This window comes from Sorangium sp. So ce363 (assembly GCF_051520435.1).
GTDB lineage: Bacteria > Myxococcota_A > Polyangia > Polyangiales > Polyangiaceae > Sorangium > Sorangium cellulosum_B.
Genome location: NZ_CP150333.1, coordinates 3,112,081 through 3,129,197 on the forward strand (window position 1 = coordinate 3,112,081; position 17,117 = coordinate 3,129,197).

11 protein-coding genes are annotated in these 17,117 nt (G+C 71.8%); 3 read left to right on the plus strand and 8 right to left on the minus strand.

Translation table 11 applies throughout. From position 1 onward, the window contains the following. Positions 1-3 precede the first annotated feature (3 nt). Genes WMF12_RS12085 through WMF12_RS12095 form a run of 3 tightly spaced genes read right to left on the minus strand, consistent with a single transcriptional unit; the run spans position 4 to position 3,363 of the window. Positions 4-2,463: a SpoIIE family protein phosphatase gene (locus WMF12_RS12085; protein WP_437870931.1), complete on the minus strand. Its 2,460-nt coding sequence runs from the start codon at positions 2,461-2,463 to the stop codon at positions 4-6. 17 nt (positions 2,464-2,480) lie between these two features. Beyond that, positions 2,481-2,858 carry a hypothetical protein gene (locus WMF12_RS12090; RefSeq protein ID WP_012234954.1) on the minus strand — a complete coding sequence of 126 codons (378 nt, stop codon included), beginning with the start codon at positions 2,856-2,858 and terminating at the stop codon, positions 2,481-2,483. Further along, positions 2,839-3,363 carry a hypothetical protein gene (locus WMF12_RS12095; RefSeq protein ID WP_437745763.1) on the minus strand — a complete coding sequence of 175 codons (525 nt, stop codon included), beginning with the start codon at positions 3,361-3,363 and terminating at the stop codon, positions 2,839-2,841. The genes WMF12_RS12090 and WMF12_RS12095 overlap by 20 nt, the downstream gene beginning before the upstream one ends. Before the next feature lie 485 nt (positions 3,364-3,848). Here WMF12_RS12095 and WMF12_RS12100 point away from each other — a divergent pair, with 485 nt between their 5' ends. Further along, positions 3,849-6,911 (plus strand): PQQ-dependent sugar dehydrogenase, encoded by a 3,063-nt coding sequence (locus WMF12_RS12100; RefSeq protein WP_437870933.1) that lies wholly within the window; start codon positions 3,849-3,851, stop codon positions 6,909-6,911. A gap of 21 nt (positions 6,912-6,932) precedes the next feature. Here the strand turns inward: WMF12_RS12100 and WMF12_RS12105 are convergent, their stop codons facing one another. Beyond that, a complete protein-coding gene (locus WMF12_RS12105; protein WP_437870935.1) occupies positions 6,933-10,979 on the minus strand; it encodes a serine/threonine-protein kinase in 4,047 nt (1,348 codons plus the stop codon). A gap of 468 nt (positions 10,980-11,447) precedes the next feature. Here WMF12_RS12105 and WMF12_RS12110 point away from each other — a divergent pair, with 468 nt between their 5' ends. Beyond that, positions 11,448-11,867, plus strand: coding sequence for a hypothetical protein (locus WMF12_RS12110; RefSeq protein WP_437745766.1), 420 nt, complete (start codon positions 11,448-11,450; stop codon positions 11,865-11,867). A 76-nt stretch (positions 11,868-11,943) separates the two neighbouring features. On the opposite strand, the gene WMF12_RS12115 is transcribed toward WMF12_RS12110, so the two are convergent. Continuing rightward, the gene (locus tag WMF12_RS12115) at positions 11,944-12,474 is read right to left on the minus strand and encodes an N-acetyltransferase family protein (protein WP_437870937.1); all 531 of its coding nucleotides are present in this window, start codon (positions 12,472-12,474) and stop codon (positions 11,944-11,946) included. Positions 12,475-12,677: 203 nt separating this feature from the next. Between WMF12_RS12115 and WMF12_RS12120 the strand changes: the two genes are divergently transcribed. Further along, complete coding sequence (locus tag WMF12_RS12120; protein WP_437870939.1) at positions 12,678-13,118, plus strand: CBS domain-containing protein; 441 nt, start codon at positions 12,678-12,680, stop codon at positions 13,116-13,118. A 322-nt stretch (positions 13,119-13,440) separates the two neighbouring features. Here WMF12_RS12120 and WMF12_RS12125 read toward each other — a convergent pair whose 3' ends face one another. From WMF12_RS12125 to WMF12_RS12135, 3 genes are all read right to left on the minus strand, one after another. Next, positions 13,441-15,069, minus strand: coding sequence for a tyrosinase family protein (locus WMF12_RS12125; RefSeq protein WP_437870941.1), 1,629 nt, complete (start codon positions 15,067-15,069; stop codon positions 13,441-13,443). 86 nt (positions 15,070-15,155) lie between these two features. Continuing rightward, positions 15,156-15,686, minus strand: coding sequence for a hypothetical protein (locus tag WMF12_RS12130; RefSeq protein WP_437870943.1), 531 nt, complete (start codon positions 15,684-15,686; stop codon positions 15,156-15,158). Positions 15,687-15,917: 231 nt separating this feature from the next. Continuing rightward, positions 15,918-17,117 carry a phosphatidylserine decarboxylase gene (locus tag WMF12_RS12135; RefSeq protein WP_437870945.1) on the minus strand — a complete coding sequence of 400 codons (1,200 nt, stop codon included), beginning with the start codon at positions 17,115-17,117 and terminating at the stop codon, positions 15,918-15,920.

Sequence of the window (17,117 nt, forward strand, 5' to 3'; positions counted from 1 at the left end):
CCATCACCGCGGCGCGCGGTACCTGCCCACGACGATCGTGATGTCGTCGTCCGGGCTCGGGCACCAGCTGTCGACCTCCCGCAGGATCCGGTCGCGGATGTCGTCGACCGGCGCGTCCTGGGCGGCTTCGACGGTGGCGCAGAGCCGCGAGAGCCCGAACTGCTCCCGGTGCGCGTTGCGGGCCTCCGTCACCCCGTCGCTGTAGAGCACGAGCAGGTCGCCGTCCTCGAGGAGGAGCTCGGCGTCCGTGGTCAACGCGTCGATGGACGGCAGGACGCCGACCCACACGCCGGAGCTCGGGATGCACTCGCTCCTCCCCGTCCTCGCGCGGCACACGATGATGTCGTCGTGCGCGCCCGCGAACGTCACCCGCCCGCCGCGCTCGTAGCGCAGCAGCAGCAGGGTCGCGTGCTCGTCGCGCTTCAACCGGTCGCGGATGTTGTCGTAGATCGCCCGGTTGAGCGCCGAGACGACCTCGCCCGGGCGGGCGCCCGGATCCCTGCGCGTCATGGCGGCGACCATGCTCTGGATCATCAACATGACGAGGCCCGCCACGAGCCCGTGCCCCGCCACGTCGCCGATCCCGAGCCACCCGCCGTCCCGCGTGGGGAGCACGTCGTAGTAGTCGCCGCCGACCTCCGCGGCCGGCCGCATCATCGCGGAGAGCTCGAGCCCCTCCACATGCAGGTGCGCCGGGACGAGCGTGGTCTGGATGTGCTTCGCGACGAGGGTCTCCTGGTGGACCCTCTCCTGCTCCAGCCGCTCGCGTACCTCCACGTGCCGGACGATCTCCCGGTGCATCGACACCGCCTTCATCGCAGAGCCGATCTGGAGGCGCGCCGCGTCGTAGACCATCTCGTTCGCGCCGCTGTTGACGAGCGCGATGCCGTAGTGCTCCGTCTCGCCGAACGTGAGCGGCATCGCGACGACGCTCCAGCGCTCCGACGAGCTCAGGAATCCGGGCGGCGCGAGGCACGAGGACGCGAAGCTCGCGGGCGGCGGCTCCACCTCGCGGCTGTTCTCCATCAGAAACAGCGACTGCAGGGTGGCGCGCTCGGGATCGTCGAAGAGCGATATGGCGACGTGCGTGAGATCCAGCTTCGGCAGCTCCGCCGCGAGCGTGCGCCGGAGGGTGGGCATGCCGAGGCAGGTCGAGAAGAACATGCCGGTCCAGCTGAGGTTGACCGACGCGCGCTCCAGGTACAGCCGCTTCTCGCCCTCGGCGCGGGCGGAGGCGTGGCTGATCAGGATGCGGCACGTGTGCCAGAGCCGCTCGAGGCGGTCCTCGGAGGCGCCGCCGGGCGCCCGGCCGATCTTCGCGCGGAGCAGCGTGATCGCGCCCTGGAACTGGTCGAGGGCGACGCCCTCGCGCCCCGCCGCGTCGAGGAGGTCCTGGAGCGCCGTCAGGAAGCGGCCCTCCCGCCCGCTCAGCTCCTCCTCGAGCGCGGAGAGCAGCTCTCGCGGCCAGGCCTCACGCGACGCCGCCGGGACGGTCACGCACCGCGCGAGCGCGCGCTCCAGCGGCTCCTGCTGCGCGGCGATGGAGAGCGGCTCGCGGCGCGGAGGCGCCCCGGTCGCGCGCGGGAGGGCAGCGTAGTAGCCGCAGCCGCACGACTCGCGCCGCGTGAGCTCGACGGGAAGGAGGCTGCACTCCGGCACACGCTCGCCGCGGAGCTGGCGCACGACCGTCTCGACGGCGAGCGCCCCGAGGTCCTTGATCGGATGGCGGACGGTCGTCAACGACGGCCTGGTGACGCGCGAGACGGCGACGTCATCGAACCCGCACACGAGGACGTCGCCAGGGACGTCGATGCCGTGCGCCTTCAGCGTGTCCATCGCGCCGAGGGCCATGTTGTCGTTGCCGGCGACGACGGCATCGAACTCGACCCTGCGCCCGAGGAGCTCGCGCATCGCGCGGCGGCCGCCGTCGATCAGAAAATCGCCGTACACGAAGAGGCGCTCGTCATAGGGGAGCGCGCGCGCCGCGAGGGCCCTCCGGTACGCCACGGCGCGCAGCTTCGCCTCCTCGTTGTTGGCCGGCCCGCTGATGTAGGCGACGCGCTTGCACGCGTGGTCGTCGAGCACGTGCGCGACCGCCGCCTCCCCCCCGACCGCGTTGTCGACGATGACGCTCGGGACGCCGTCCAGCGCGAGCCCCACGCTGCACACGGGCAAGGGCGCGAGCGATCGGCTGAACTCGTGCGCTCCCTCGGGGCCGACGTGGTTCGTGAGCGCCGACGACATGATCACCGCCCCATCGACCGTCGTCGCGCCGATGAGCGAATAGATCCCGCCCCGGGCGTCCAGCGTGTAGCCCTGGCGGGCGCGCGTCTCGCCGAAGGCCACGATGAGGTTGACGTCGTGCGCCTCGGCCGCGCGCTCGACCCCGAAGCGCGCCTCGGACTGGTACTCGCCGCAAAGGTAGTCGGTCAGGAGGGCGATCGTGTGGCGCTTCGCCGCCATGATCTATCGCTCCCCGTTCACTTGTCGTGGATGGAGACGAGGCCGGGGGACATGCGCTCCAGGGCCGCCAGGCTCCGCCGCTGCCACCCGAGCCTCGCGTCCGTGACGAACCGGATCTTGCAGCTGGGGCCCTGGCCGGTGACGCCGGAGATGAAGGCGATGAACGCCTTCAGGCAGCTGGAGTTCAGGAAGTACAGCGCGCGTATGTCGAACTCGACGGCTGCGAGCGAGAGGCGCCGGACCTCGTGCTGGACCTCCTTGCAATAGGCGCCGAGCGGCGCGGCCGCCGCCATGTCGCCCGTCCCGGTGAGCTTGATACTCAGGCGATCGCCGAGCAGCGCCGGCTCGATGCCGAAGCTGTCCGTGGTGATGCGATCAACCCTTAGGCTGTCCATTCATCCTCCACCGCTCGAGCGGCGCGTGCGCGATGATCGTGAGCTCGTTGCCCTCGATCTTGTAGTCGACGTCGAGCCCTCCCTCGGCGCGGACGCGCGCGAGGCCGAGGCCGGAGACGCCCTCGACCATCGCTGTCTCCGTGATGAGGTCGTCGTAGTGCTTCAGCGGGTCGCTCGCGGTCTTCAGGTCGAGCAGCCGCTTCTCGACCTCTCGCAGCCGCTCCGGCGACGCCTCGTTGCGCGCGCGGATCTTCATGATGTGCGACGTCTCGTCCTCCTCCAGCGCGAGCTCGAGGCTGACGCGAGGGCCGGTGGAGTATTTGGTGATGTTCTCGGCGAGCTCGTGCGCGGCCATGTAGAACCGCGAGCTCACATTCGCGTCGTCCAGCACGGCGCCGCAGAAGCTGGACACCAGCCGCAGCACCGCCGTCGCCAGACGCTCGCTCGGAAAGAAGGTGATGCAGAGGAATAGCGAGGCGCTCTGCGTCGGTTCGGGGGATGACACAATCTGTTATGTTACGCCGCCCTCGCGCAGGATCCAACCACTAGTTCCGCGGGCCGCGCGGCTTCTCGTTTCGCTCTCGTTTCGCTCTCGTGAGAGCGCGGGCGAGCGCTGAACGGAGAGGGCACCCGGAGCGAGCTCCGCCTCCGCCATCGAGCTTCCGATGTGATGCGGTCCTCACCTCGGAATGTGATGCGCTTCGCAGTTCGCGCGATGGCGCGCTTTGCTCCAGGGCATAACGCGACGCGTCGCCCGCGGCGGAGTGGCATGCTCGTTGATGACGAACGTGGCGTCCATCGGTGCCCAGGTGTGTCCATGGATCCGGTGCGGTCACCGCGCGCCTCGCGCACATACGCCTTCACCTGAGGGAAACATCCGGCCGGGCGACCCAGCAAGGAGGGTATTGCTGTATGGAACAACGATGCTTCTCGCTCGGGCCGCCCTGGCCACTCGGGCCGTCGCGCCGCCGCCTACATCGCTTGGCGGCGATGACGGGCGTCCCTTTTCTCGTGATGCGCGGCGTCCTGGCCGGCGCCGCCGCGGCGGCGGCGATCGGCTGCAGCACCGCGCCCGGGACGGAGGGCGAGCTCGGGCGCCCCGCCGGCGCGAGTCACGGTGTCGGAGAGGGCGATTCGGCGGCGCTCGGAGCGGCCTCGGCGGCGCTGTCGAGCGATGGTGCGGTGTGCGTCACCATCCAGCGTGGAACTCTCGGCACGGTGAGAGATGCGACACTGTGGCAAAACGCTCCGGGGTGGAACGACTCCGCATCTCCGAACCTCTCGACGGGGTGGGCCGCGGGCGCCGGCCGCCGCCGGTCTGTCGTGTACTTCGGGCTCTCTCCCGTGCCCGTCGGCGCGACGGTCCTCTCTGCCTCGCTGGTCTTCCATCAGACGTACGCGGTGGAGAGCAGCGCTGTGAGCGTGCACCGCGTCACGGTCCCGTGGGACGAGCGCACCGTCACCTGGTGGAGCATCGGGGACAGCGGCTTTGAAGGCGAGAGCGCGGCGACCCTCGCGGCCGAGGCCGGCGTCGGCGCCCGCGCGACGGACGTGTCGGCGCTCGTGCAGTCGTGGGCGCTCGGGACGGCGCGGAACGACGGCGTGCTGCTCGACGAGGAGCGCGCGCACACGACGTACCTGAGGAGCAGCGAGATCGGCAGCACGCAGGAGCGCCCGAGGCTCGACGTCTGTTACGTGACCTGCTCGGACGGGGTGATGAACGGCCTCGAGGTGGGCCTCGACTGCGGAGGGCCGCGCTGCGCTCCCTGCGCGGGCCCGGCGGCGGCCACGTCGAGCGCCGCCGCGTCGAGCTCGACCGGCGCGTCGGGCGCGGCGGGTGATCCCTGCGCCGACGCGGCCGCGCTGCCGCCCGATCCGCTGCCGCCCGCGCGGCTCTCCGAGACCGGGCTCTACGCCGACATCACGACGCGATCGCGGGCAGCGGGCACGCGCGAGTTTCGTCCTGCTTACGAGCTCTGGTCGGACGGGGCGGCGAAGCGGCGCTTCGTGTACCTGCCGCCCTGCTCCACGGTTGACACGAGCGACATGGATCACTGGTCGCTGCCGGTCGGCGCGCGCTTCTGGAAGGAGCTCCGCGCGGAGGGCGTGGCCGTGGAGACGCGGTTCATCCACCGTTTCGGGCCGGGCATCGACGACTGGCTGTTCGCCGCGTACGCGTGGGATCCGGCGAGGAACGACGCGTTCCTCGTCGAGGCGGGCGTCGAGGACGCGCGCGGGACCGCGCACGACATCCCGCGGACCGCGGACTGCTGGGAGTGCCACGGAAAGCTCCCGGAGCGCGTCCTCGGCTTCAGCGCGCTGCAGCTGAGCCACGATGGACCGGGCGAGACGATGGCGTCCCTGAGCGACGCCGGGTGGCTCACCGTCCCGATGCGGGGAGGGGTGCGCCCGCCGGGCGACGCCCGGGCGGCCGCGGCGCTCGGCTATCTCCATGCGAACTGCGGCAATTGCCACAACAGCACCGGCGTCGCGACCCTGCGGACACGCCTCCTCGCGGCGAACACCACGGTGGAGAGCACCGATACCTACACGACCGGCGTGGGCGTGACACCCAGCTTCTGGGAGCCTGGCGCGCTCTACCGGATCACGCCGGGAGATCCCGAGTCGAGCGCCGTCGTGCGGCGGATGGATCACCGCGGCTCCAGGGCGCAGATGCCCCCGATCGCGTCGGACGCCGCCGACGCGGCGGGCCTCGCGGCTGTCCGCTCCTGGATCGAGGGCCTCGGGCCGCCGCCCGAGGCAGGGAGCGGCGGCGGCAGCGGGGGCGGCGCCGCAGGCGGCGCGAGCGTTGGCGTCAGCAGCACGAGCGCGAGCTCCGGCAGCGGTACCAGCGGCAGCGACGGCGCCGGCAGCGTCGGCTCTAGCGCCGGCAGCGGCAGCGGCAGCATCGGCTCCGGCGCCGCGTGCGCCGGGGTGCCGCGCCTGAAGCTCACGCAGGTCGCGGCCGGCCTGGCGACGCCCGTCTTCCTCGCGAGCCCGCCGGGCGACCGATCGAGGATGTTCGTCCTCGAAAAGGACGGCGTCGTCCGCCTGATCAAGGACGGTGTCCTCCGGTCCACCCCGTTCCTCGATCTCCGCGGCGGGACATCGTGCCCGCCCTCGCCGCCGGCGAGCGCGAACCCGCTCGTGTGCGCGCCCAGCCCGACCGCGGAGGGCGGGCTGCTCGGGATGGCGTTTCACCCGCGCTACGCGGAGAACGGCAGGTTCTGGCTCTTCTACACCGCCGCGCCCAGGGGCAACGTCACGATCGCCGAGTTCCGCCGCTCGGCCTCGAACCCCGATGTCGCCGACACGTCGGCGGGGAGCGTGCCTGTCCGGACGCTCCTCGACGCGAGGCACGGCGGCTGGAACCACGCGGGCGGCACGCTCGCGTTCGGCCCCGACGGCTACCTCTACGCGTCGGTCGGCGACGCGGCCGTCACGCCGTATTCGGCCTCTCCAGCGAAGGATCTCTCGTCTCCGCTCGGCAAGATCCTGCGGATCGACGTGGACAGCGGGCTCGGCCCGCCAGGCAACCTCTCCGGCCCGGGCGTGAACCCGCTCGTCTGGGACTACGGCCTACGCAATCCGTGGCGCATCAGCTTCGACCGGGGCACGGGGGATCTCTACATCGCCGACGTGGGACAGAACGCCTGGGAGGAGCTCGACATCGAGCCGGCGCGCGCCGGGCGGCGCGATTACGGGTGGCCGGCGATGGAGGGCGACCACTGCGTCGCCGCCGGGTGCTCCCGCGTCGGCGTCGCGCCCGCCGTGGAGCACAGCCACTCGAGCGGAGAGGGCGGCTCGATCACCGGCGGCTACGTCTATCGCGGCTCGGCGATTCCGTGCCTCCAGGGAAGGTACGTTTACGGCGACTACGGGACGCACCGCTTCTGGACGCTGCGGTGGGACGGCTCGAGGGTGCGGGATCACGTCGAGATCACGGCGGACCTCGAGTCGCGCCTGCCCGCGGCCTCGTTCGGCGAGGATGCCGCGGGCGAGCTCTATGTCGTCATGCTGACCGGCGAGGTGCTCCGCGTCGATCCGAGGTGAAGGCCCAGCGCCCCGGCGGCGCTATCCCGCGAGCTGCCCGTCGCCCGCCCGGAGCTTCGCGAAGCGCGGGCGCCAGGCCCGGCTCTGGGCGAGCAGCGGCGCGGTGCGCGCGAGGAGCAGCGCCAGATCCTCGGGGCGGCCGGCGTCGAGCAGGGCGCGCGCTCGCCAGTAGAGGAGCTCGATCCGCTGATCGGCGCTGAGGCCGCCGCTCAGCTCGCCGGGCGGCTCCCCCTCCTCGCGCGCCGTCGCCCGCGTGCGCGTGCTCTCCATGCCGGACCTCGGGTCCTTCACGGCGAGCTGCATGACGCCGAGGAGGGCCTGGGCGTACGGCGGCAGATCCGCGACCGCCCCCTGCGCCCTGAGCCACCGGAGCTGCCGGCTCGCGTCCGCGTGCTCGTCGCGCATCGCGTGGATCCGCGCGAGCAGGAGCGCGCTCCTGTAGGCCGGCCTGTCCTTGAGCTGCTCGTCGAGCGAGCGCGCCTGCCGCACCAGGGGCAGCGCCTCGTCCTCGTGCCCCCAGAGGTAGAGCAGCTCCGCGAGCTTGATCGTCGCGTCGCGCTCCGCCAGGGCGCTCGCCTCCTCGCGGGCCAGCTGGACCGCGCGCCGGAGGTCCGCCATCGCGCGATCCGGGGCGTCGAGCGCCGGCCAGAGCTCCGCGCGGCGGACGAGCGCCGCGCAGAGGTGGCCCCGGTCGCCGCGCTCCTCGCAGCTGCGCACGGCGTCGTCGAAGCGCCGCTCCGCCTCCTCGAGCTGGCCGGACCGCGCGAGCACGCAGGCCAGCAGCGTGAGCCCGGTCACGTGCGTGTCGTGATCGGCCTCGCGGACGCGCTCCACGCCGTGCGTGAGCCGCTCGAGGGCGTCGTCCAGGTTGCCCTTGCGGAACGCCGAGCGGCCGGCCGCGACCTCGAAGCGCGCGGCGAGCGCGGCGTCGGCGCGGCCCTCGCGGGCGTCGAGCAGCGGGATCACCTCCTCGACGCGCGCCGCCGACTCCTCCCAGGCGCCCGCCCAGTCGAGCGCGGTCGCCTCCTCGAGCAGCGCCTCCGCGATCATCCGCGGGTCCTTCATCGTCCGGGCCAGCGCCCCCGCGGAGCGGAGATCGTCGAGCGCCTCGCCGGTGCGCAGGACGCGGTAGCGCACGCGCGCGCGGCCGAGGAGCGCGAGGTACCGCTGGCGCTGATCGTCGCCGTCGGCCCAGAGGAGCGCGGACGCGTAGTGGCCCTCCGCCACCGCGTTGTTGTGCCGGTCGCGCTGGAGATCGCCGAGGAGCAGGTACGCGTGCGCCGCGCGCGCGCGCGCCCCGGCGGCCGCGGCGTGGCGCGCGATCGGCTCGAGCAGATCCGGCGCCCTCGGCCGGGCCTCGGCCATGAGCTCCCAGACGGCGAGCGCGTGCCGGTGCATCGCCGCGCGCTGGTCCTCCGCGAGCAGCGCGTAGATGGCCTCCTGCAAGAGCGCGCTCCGGAAGGCGTAGCTGGCGCCGCCGCAGAGGGTGCCCTCGCCGTGCGCGGCGCCGTGCGCGCCGCGGGGGACGAGGAGCCCCCGCGCCACGAGCGCGCGAAGCGCGCTCGGGACGTCGATGCGCGCGCTCGGGACGTCGACGCGGTCGACGCCCGCCGCCGCCGCGTCCTCGTGTTCGAGCGCGCGTTGCACGCTCGCCGCCACGTCCTCCGAGAGCTCGAAGCCGAGCACCGCGCAGAGCCTCGCGCACGCGGCGAGCTCCGGCGGGAGCGCCTCCAGCTGCCCCGCGGCGAACCACTGCCACGCGGGCGACGGCGGGAGCCTCTCCAGCTCGGCGGTCGCGAGCTGGTGGCCGCTCGATCTCGCCCGCAGCCGCACGAGGCCCGCGCGCTTGATCGCCCGGGTGAGCTCCACGAGGGCGCGGGGGTTGTAGCCGGCCCACGCGCAGATGCGCCGGAGCGTCGCGCTCGGCGGAGGCTCCGCGGGCCGGAGGAGCTCCGCGCAGAGCAGGAGCCCCGCGGCGTCGTCGAGCGGCGGGAGCGCGACGTGATCGCGCGCGTGGCCGCGGGCGCTCAGCGCGTGGCGCCGCGGCGTCGGCGAGCAGCGCGCCGGGGCGCCGGCGAGCAGCACCCAGAGCGAGACCGACGCCTCGCGCCGCGTCGCGAGGTCGAGCGCGTCGAGCGTGGCGCTGTCGGCGAGGTGCGCGTCGTCGACGATCACGACGACGGGCCGCTCCATCGCCCTCCGGCGGAGCCCCTCGGCGAGCGCCCGGATCACGCTCCCGCGGCGCGGCAGCGGCCGGCCTGCGGAGCCGCCCGGCCAGCCGAGGATCGCGGCCACGGCGGGCCACACCTCGCCGCCGAGCGGCTCTCCGAGCCGCTCGACGCAGAACGCGCGCGGGTCGCCGGGCGCCGCGAGGGCGCCGTCCCTCGCGCCGAGCACCTCGGCGAGCAAGGCGGCCGCGATCCGGCCGTGGCCGCCCCCGGGGCGCGCGCCGAGCTCCGGCTCGGCGCGCAGCGAGATCACGAGCGCGCCGGGGTGCGCGCGCCGGCTGCTCTCGGCGATCTCCTCGGCGAGGCGCGACTTGCCGGCGCCGCGCTCGCCGATCAGCGCGCAGAGGCCGGGCCCGAGGCCCGCGAGCGCGCGCTCGCGGCTCTCCTCGGCGGCGCTCTGGGCCTCGCCGCGCCCGACGAGCGGCGGCGCGGCGCGCGTGGCGCCGCGATGGCCCGAGGGCGGGGGCGCGTCCGGGGCGAAGAAGTAGCGGCCGTCCTCGCTCGCCGCGGCGACGTCGAACCCGGCATGGGCGGTGACGAGCTCGGCGCTGAGCGCGATGCCGCGCCACGCATCCGAGGGGAGCCACGACTCGGGCCGCTCCACGGCGATGCCGGCGGCGTGGACGCCCTCGGCGTCGCGGCGGAGCTTCAACGGCGCGATGTGGATCGCGAGGGGCGCGCCGACCGAAGCGACGATCTCCCGCCCCGCGAGGAGCGCGCGCTCCGCGGCCGCCTCTTTCGGGCCGGGGAAGATCGCGACGAAGCGGTAGCCGCGCTGCCGCGCGAGGTGCCCGTCGTGGCGGGCCACGGCGGCGCGGACCTCGGCCTCGGCGCCGCGGGCCTCCAGGGCGAGCACCACCGTGTCGTGCCGGTCCGTGGAGCCGGTGGCGGCGTCGTCTCCCGTGGTCGCCGCGGCGCCGGCGGCGCCGCCGATCAGGGCGAGCGCCTCGGCGCCCGCCGACGCGAGCGCGGCCCGGAGGCCCGCGGCGTCGGCCGGGCGCCGCGCGCGCTCCTTGGCGAGGCAGGCGAGGACGAGGGCCTCGATGGACGGCGGGACCGGGGCGATCTCGCTCGGCCTGGGGGGGAGCCGGCCGAGGTGCCCCTGCGCGACGTCCGCGGGATCGCCGGCGAACGGAGGGCGCAGCGTGAGCAGCTCGAAGAGGAGCGCGCCGAAGGCGTAGAGGTCCGCGCGCGCGTCGAGCGGCTCGCCCCGGAGCCGCTCGGGGGACGCGACCTCGGGCGTCCCGAGCATGGCGCCCAGCGTGGTGAGCGCGCTGTCCGCCGGGTGGCAGACGACGCCGCGCTCGCGCTGCGTGAGGCCGAAGTCGAGGAGCCGCACGCCGCCGTCGGGCTCGAGGAAGACGTTCTCGGGCGCGAGATCCAGGTGGACCAGGCCGCGCTCGTGCACCACCTGGAGGCAGCTCAGCACGCCGAGCGCGACGTCGAGGGCGGAGCGCAGGTCGGGCGCGGCGGGCATTCCCTCGAGGTGGGCCGCCAGCGTCTCGCCGCGGAGCCGCTCCATCGCGATGTACGCGCGGCCGTCCTCGAGCACGCCGTTCTGGAACAGGCGAGGCGAGGCCGGGGGACCGAGCTGCTCGAGCGCCCACGCCTCGCTGCGGAACCGCTCGCGCGCGAGCAGCGAGTGGGCCCTGCTGATCTTGAGCACGGCGGGAGCGCCGTCCTCCGCCCGCGTCGCGGCCCAGAGGACCGAGAAGGCGCCCGCCGCGAGCGGCGGGCCGACGAGGAAGCCCGCGACGGACGGCGGCGTCTCGGCGTCGAGATCGACCGGCGCTGGGCGGGACGGCGCCGTGGCTCCGTCCGTCGGGCAGGAGGTGAGCACTGCGAGTCGGCGATGGCAGGAAGGGCAACGCGGCAAGAAGACCTCGGATGACCTCGGGTGGGGCCCGGCGCGATCCGTGACCGATATTACCGGTTATGCGGGTTGTCACGAGCAGGAAAACCGCATTGCGCGACACCGCCTTATGCCCATGGCGAAAGTGCGTGCTCGGTCTGCTCGGTCTGCTCGGTCTGCTCGGTCTGTTCGGTCACCCGCGACATCGTGGGTGTCGTGTCGACACCGGAGGACAGCGGCGGCGTCCCTCGCGCTGCGCGAGAGGGACCGCGGCTGTTGTCCTCCGAGCAGCCGGGCGAGCGATCGACAGGGGTGAATCTCGGTCGAACACCCACCTTCGGAGAGGCGGGGTCGGGTCTTCGCGCGGCTGTGGCGCACGGACGCCGGCGGGGCTCGGCTGAGCCGCGCCGGTCCGCGAGCTGTGGTGTATGCTGTTCCGAGCGGTCGGAGGGCTGGATGATCCATCGACAGACGGGCGAGATCGAGCTCACATCCGGGCTTCGCATCGGGCCTTCGTACTCGGAAGCGCAGTTCTTGTCGTCGCCGCTCGCGCGGATGGCCAACGCCCTGAGCCAGTCGCAGCCGTGGAGCGGATACCGGACGTCGCGCCAGCGCATCGGCTTCCGGACCTTCCGCATCACGCTGCACTTCTGCAGCGGCAAGATCGCGTGGGTCGAGCTGTTCGAGGTGGGCGCCGAGTCGAAGGCGTTCTGGAACGACTGGTCCGAGAAGGAGGAGGCGGAGCGCAAGGCCAGCCACGACGCCTGGCTGGTGTCGATCCTCGGCGCGCCGCCGTACGAGTATCCCTGGGGAAAGATCACCTCCCAGTACGACCCGCGGGGCGGTTACAGCAGCATCGTCGTGCGCTTCGGCTAGCGTGCCGGGGCGCTGGGGCTCGATGCCGGCGCTGGGTGCACGGGCCGGCGCCGCCCTCGGCGTGGGATGCGGGGCGCTACAGCGCTCGCCGGTAGCGGATCTCCGGGAGGCTGCCGGCGCCGACCCGCGCCCACCGCCGCGCGCCGTCGCGGCTGAAGCCGGAGAGCTCGTAGAAGCGGCGCGCGCGGGTGTTCCCCTCGAGGACCCAGATCGTCATGGTCCTGTGGCGGCGCCGGGCCAGGTCGGCCTGCGCCGTGTCGAGCAGCGCGGCGCCGAGCCCGCGCCCCCACGCGGCGGGCAGGAGGTAGATCGTGTAGAGCTCGCCGACGTCACCCGGGTCGTCGTCGCGCGTCGGTCCGGCGCTCGCGAAGCCGAGCCCGGCGCCCTCGGCGCAGAGCACCCAGGTCCGCGTCCCGGTCGCGGCGTCGCGGCTCAGGATGTGCCGCCAGCTCACCTCGCGCGCCGGCACGGAGAGGGCGTTGAGATCGGCCGCCGGCACCAGGCCGAGGTAGGCCGCCTGCCAGGAGTCGACCTCGATGCGCGCGATGGCGGCCGCGTCGGCCGGCTGCGCCCGGCGGATGACCGCCCCTGTGATCCGCTCTGACATGGTGTCTCGCACCCCAGGTTGGCCGGCGCCGCGGCGCACCGCCATGACGCCGCCTGCCGCGCTCGCCGGCCGGAGGCGCGATCAAGCGGTGCCCGACGCCGCATTCATCATGATGCTCCATCCCTCGCCCGCGATGGTCCCCTAAGGTCCTTTTGTGCGCGGTGACGCTGCCGAGCGCTGCAACGGAACCGAAGGAGGGAACCATGCTGTGCAAGGAGATCATGAAGCAAGACATCCAGAGCGTCCTGGCCGACGACACCATCCAGACGGCCGCGTGCAAGATGCGCGACGCGAACATCGGCTTCCTTCCTGTCTGCGACAGCGCCGGGAGGGTGCTCGGGGCGCTGACGGACCGCGACCTCGCCATCCGGGTGCTGGCTCACAACCGGCCGCTGAACACGAAGGCGGGCGACGTCATGACGCGCGGGGTGGTCGCGTGCCGGCCCGACGACGACGTGCAGCGAGCGGAGCAGCTGATGGGGCAGCACCACAAGTCGCGCGTCCTGTGCACCGAGGCGGACGGCCGCCTGGTCGGCATCATCAGCCTGTCGGATATCGCGCAGAGCGAGGACGACAGGCACACCGCGCAGACCATCCGCCGGGTGACCGAGCGGGAGGCGGTGCAGCACGAGAGCACGCGATAGCTCGCCGGGCGCTCGCCTGAGCGCCGCGCGCCGCCGCGGCGCGGGCGACGAACCTGCGGCGTTCGCCCGCGCTCCGCGCCGTCGCCCGCCGCGGCGGCCGCTCGCGCCGCGGCGCCGCCGGCGCGCCTCGCGGCGCCTTTACCCCGCTCTGCCTGCCCGCCCCGGGTCAAGACTTCCGGCGGGCGGCCAGAGCAGCGCCATCGTCCAGCCTGGAGCGCGCCCTCACCGTCGCGCCGCGAGAGGGCTATCGCCGACGCAGGGGGCACCGCGGATTGACGCAGGCCCAGGCGCCTATCCTCACCACGCGCGCCGGCGCCGGCCGTCAGCCGCGGACCCTGAGAACGATCTTCAAGCCGGCAGGCAGCACCGACCCGCGATGGTGAACCTTCACGGTGAAGATGGCGCGATCGACCTCGTCCTCCGGCATGTTTTTCAGGGAGAAGTGGGCGATGACCTCCAGGTGAGCGCGGCAGTTCGCGCAGCTGCTCACGCTATAGCGGCTCAAGACAGAGTGATAGCCCAGGTAGTATTCCTTGGCCTTGCCGCCGTCGTCCGTGACGGTCGCGTGCGCCGTCAGCAGGAACGACCCCTGGAACAGGGCGCGATCGATGCCCCTGACCATGAGCTTCCTGGCGCTGAACCCGGGCTCTACCGCCGCCGCGCTGGGCTGGTCATCGATGGATAGATCGTCGAATGAGCCCGGTCCATACGTGTAGCCGAGCTGGTTCTCGATGTCCACGCAGGCCGTGCTGACGTAGGGCTTGCTCGTGCGCGGGTTCTTGAACGGTTTGAGCGCGGTTCCATCGAGGGTCAGCTGAGTGCCGGGCGGGACGCCGGGGGTCGGCCCTTGCAGGTCATTCGAGCTGGTGCCCGGGTAGTCTGTCATGTCGTCGGAGACTTCGAGCGTCGTGGTTTGGCCATGCAGCTTCTGCCAGAGCCAGAACATGCGGTCGATGTTGCAGTGGTGAAAAAAGAAGATCGGATCGAAGGAGGACGTGTTGTTCTCTCCCATGTCCCCGTTCGAGCCGCTGACCAGCCCCATGCTACCAGCAGCTATCTGCGGCGCGTCGAACCCGCCGACGGCCAGGTGGAGGTCGTTGTGGGGCTCCTCCAGCGACACCACCATGGGCTGATCGGGGGGGATATCCGCGTTCCAGGCGGCCGCCGAGGTCGTGTTGGAGAAGACCGCGTAGTTCGGCGCGAATAGACACGCCCTGTACGATGCGTAGAGGCTGGCGCCCTCGGGAGGAGGTGGGTCCGTGGGCTCGGGGCCGTTCAGCCAAGCCATGATGTTGTTATTGAGCAGCGTGTCGTTCGTGTTCTGGTCGGGATACTTCTGGTTGTGGGCGTACGTCAGTTCGGAGTCCCCGAAGTTGCCCACCAGCCCCGAGAGCGGGTACCGCACCGTCGTGTAGCCGGCCCGCTTGTAGTACGGGTGCGCCTCGTCGGCGTTTGCGTTCTGGTCCCCCCAGTAGTTGTCGGAGACCGAGATGGGCAGGGTGAACGACCGCAGCGGGTTGGGGATACCCATCAGGCCGTAGCTCGGGAGGTCGACCGTCGGTCGAGTGAAGATAGCCGGGACGCCGTTGTGGCGAGAGTGGTCGTCCGTCTCGTCCCAGAAAGGCAGCGTCACGCCCGGTACGACGCTTTGCAGCGCCTTCTCGAGACAGTAAAGGTATGCTCTGTGCCAGGTCGGGAACAGGATGTTGCCGTGGTTGCAGTACCCTCCCCAGTATGCGTATGTATCCTCCGGCGGCAGTCGATCGACCGCGCGTCGCAGCAAGAAAGGCTCTCCGTGGAGGCCCCCCAAGGCGAAGAACGAGTTCCATTCATGCGGGTCGAGCCGCTGGATGCCCCTCCAGGCATAGAGCACGTCTTCAAGTGGTTTCGTGTTGCCCTCCGCGTATTCTTGCTGGAGGACATAGATGGACCGCCGTATCCCTGTGGTCATGTCAGCGCGTTTCCTTTTCTTCTGTCAGAGCGAGCTTGACCTGTACGGTCTCAGGGCGGCGCGGGGCTCTCCGCGCGCCCCGTGCTTCACGGCGGCGAGGGCAGCGACGAGCCCTGCGCTCCCTTCGCCGCACGGTCTTGCGAGGGGGACGGCCCCGTCCTCCGGGAGGCGAGGCGTACGCTCCAGAGCGAGGCGCCGATGAGGAGCAAAGCGCCCGCGCAGAGGAGAGGCGGCGCGTCGAGCACGAACTTGCCCCCGAGCAGGGCCGACGCGCCCGCGAGGCCTGCAAGCATGGGGCGGTAGTCCTGGCTCGCCAGCGCGCGCAGCACGAGCGCGCCGAGCGCGAAGGCGAGCAGCCCTGCGCCGAGCGGCAGCCCCCATGCGTCGCGCAGCCAGGCGCTGGCGCCCAGCGAGCCCAGGATCCCGAGATAGGCCGCCACGCACAACGGGCACTTCGGGAGCAGCACCAGCGCGATGGCGGGTAAGAGCGGGAGGTGCCGGCCGGCGCGCTTGGCCAGCGTGGAGACGCCGGCCGAGCGCAGCGAAGGAGCAGCGCACCCGCAGGTGCACCCCGGGGGCGAGGAGTCCGTGAGGATCGGCTTCTCATTGATCGCCATCGTGGGTCTCCCGGTAGTGCTTCGCGGATGGTCCAGCGTCGCGAGGCGACCTTCCGGTGCGAGTCGAGCGCAAGGGCTTCGCCGTGCGCTGCGCCACGTCCCGCAAAGAACGCGCTCAAACGCCCTCGATCTTCGATGTCCTGCTCGACAGCCCCGAAACCGCCCTGGGGCCGCGCTGGAGTTCGTTTGTCTCACGCGTGCCGTCGTGAGAGCGCGGCGCTGCTCGACTCCTCAAGTCCTCGGGAATGCCTCAGGGGTGGATGGCATGCCAAGGGAACCAAGGCGGCTCCCCATCAGGACCGAAACGGCGTTGAACACGCCTCTCTGGAAGAGCAGGATGTTCAGGGAGCCGCCGTACGCGAAGTGCCCGAGCTCGTCGCCCTTCTTGACCGGGACCGGCTCGCCTCCGACCGGGACCAGGGTCGACCGGTTGTTGACGAGCGACGGATACATCGCGCTGATCGTGTTCAGACCAACCGGGATCACGGCGACGTACCCGTGCTTTTCGGTCCTGATGACGAAGTAGGAGCGATGAAAGTCCTCGAAGATGCTGAAGTCCGTCGTGCTCTCGCCGACGTTGAAGATGGTGTTGAACCAGTGATCCCCGTCCATGATGCCATTGTAAATTCCAGGCACCTCCACCCCCTCGACGATCCGGCCGGAGGCAGGAGCGTGGTAGCGATGGTAGTTGGGGGGCATGAGGACGCAGGAGACGGCCGTGCCGCCCTCGAACTTCGCTGCGTATTTCGACCCGTTCAGGAGCTGCGTGATGTTGAGCTGACGTGACTTCACGTCGAGCTTCTTCGTCAGCGTGAGGTCCGAGAGGATGAAGTTGATCTCCGAGTCGGCGGACGCCACGAGCACCGAATCGTCATCGGGCGCCGCGACGGGCCGGGGATTTCTCGCTGGGTTGAGCCTGCGCGTGAAGAAGTCGTTGAACGACTTGAAGCCGCCCTCGGGGACGATGAAGTCCTCGATGTGAGTCCCGGGATCCTTCAGCCAGGCCTCGATGAACTTGAGCGACTCCGGAGAGTCCATGAACCGCCCCCGCTCCTTGATGAATTTGACGGTCCAGTTGAAGATCTCGGTCGTGTACTCCTTGCTGATCGTGCGGCTCTTGAACGTGTTCAGGAAGGCGAACGCGGACTTGTTGTCGAGGTAGAAGTAGGTGAAAGGTACGATCTTCCCCAGGCCTCCAGTGGGCTCGGGCAGAAACGTGAACCACTGCTCGAAGTAGCTCACGAAGTACTCGGCGGTCGCTCCGACCCACGGGTTCTTCGACCCGTCCTCCACGAAGGGCCGCACGTGCGCGACGGCCTCGTTGAACGCCGCCTCGACCACAGGATTGGCCATGAGGCGCTTGAGCTCGTCGATCAATTCACGCATCGCGGGCGTGAGCGGGATCTGCTGACAGGTCTGCTGGATTGCCAT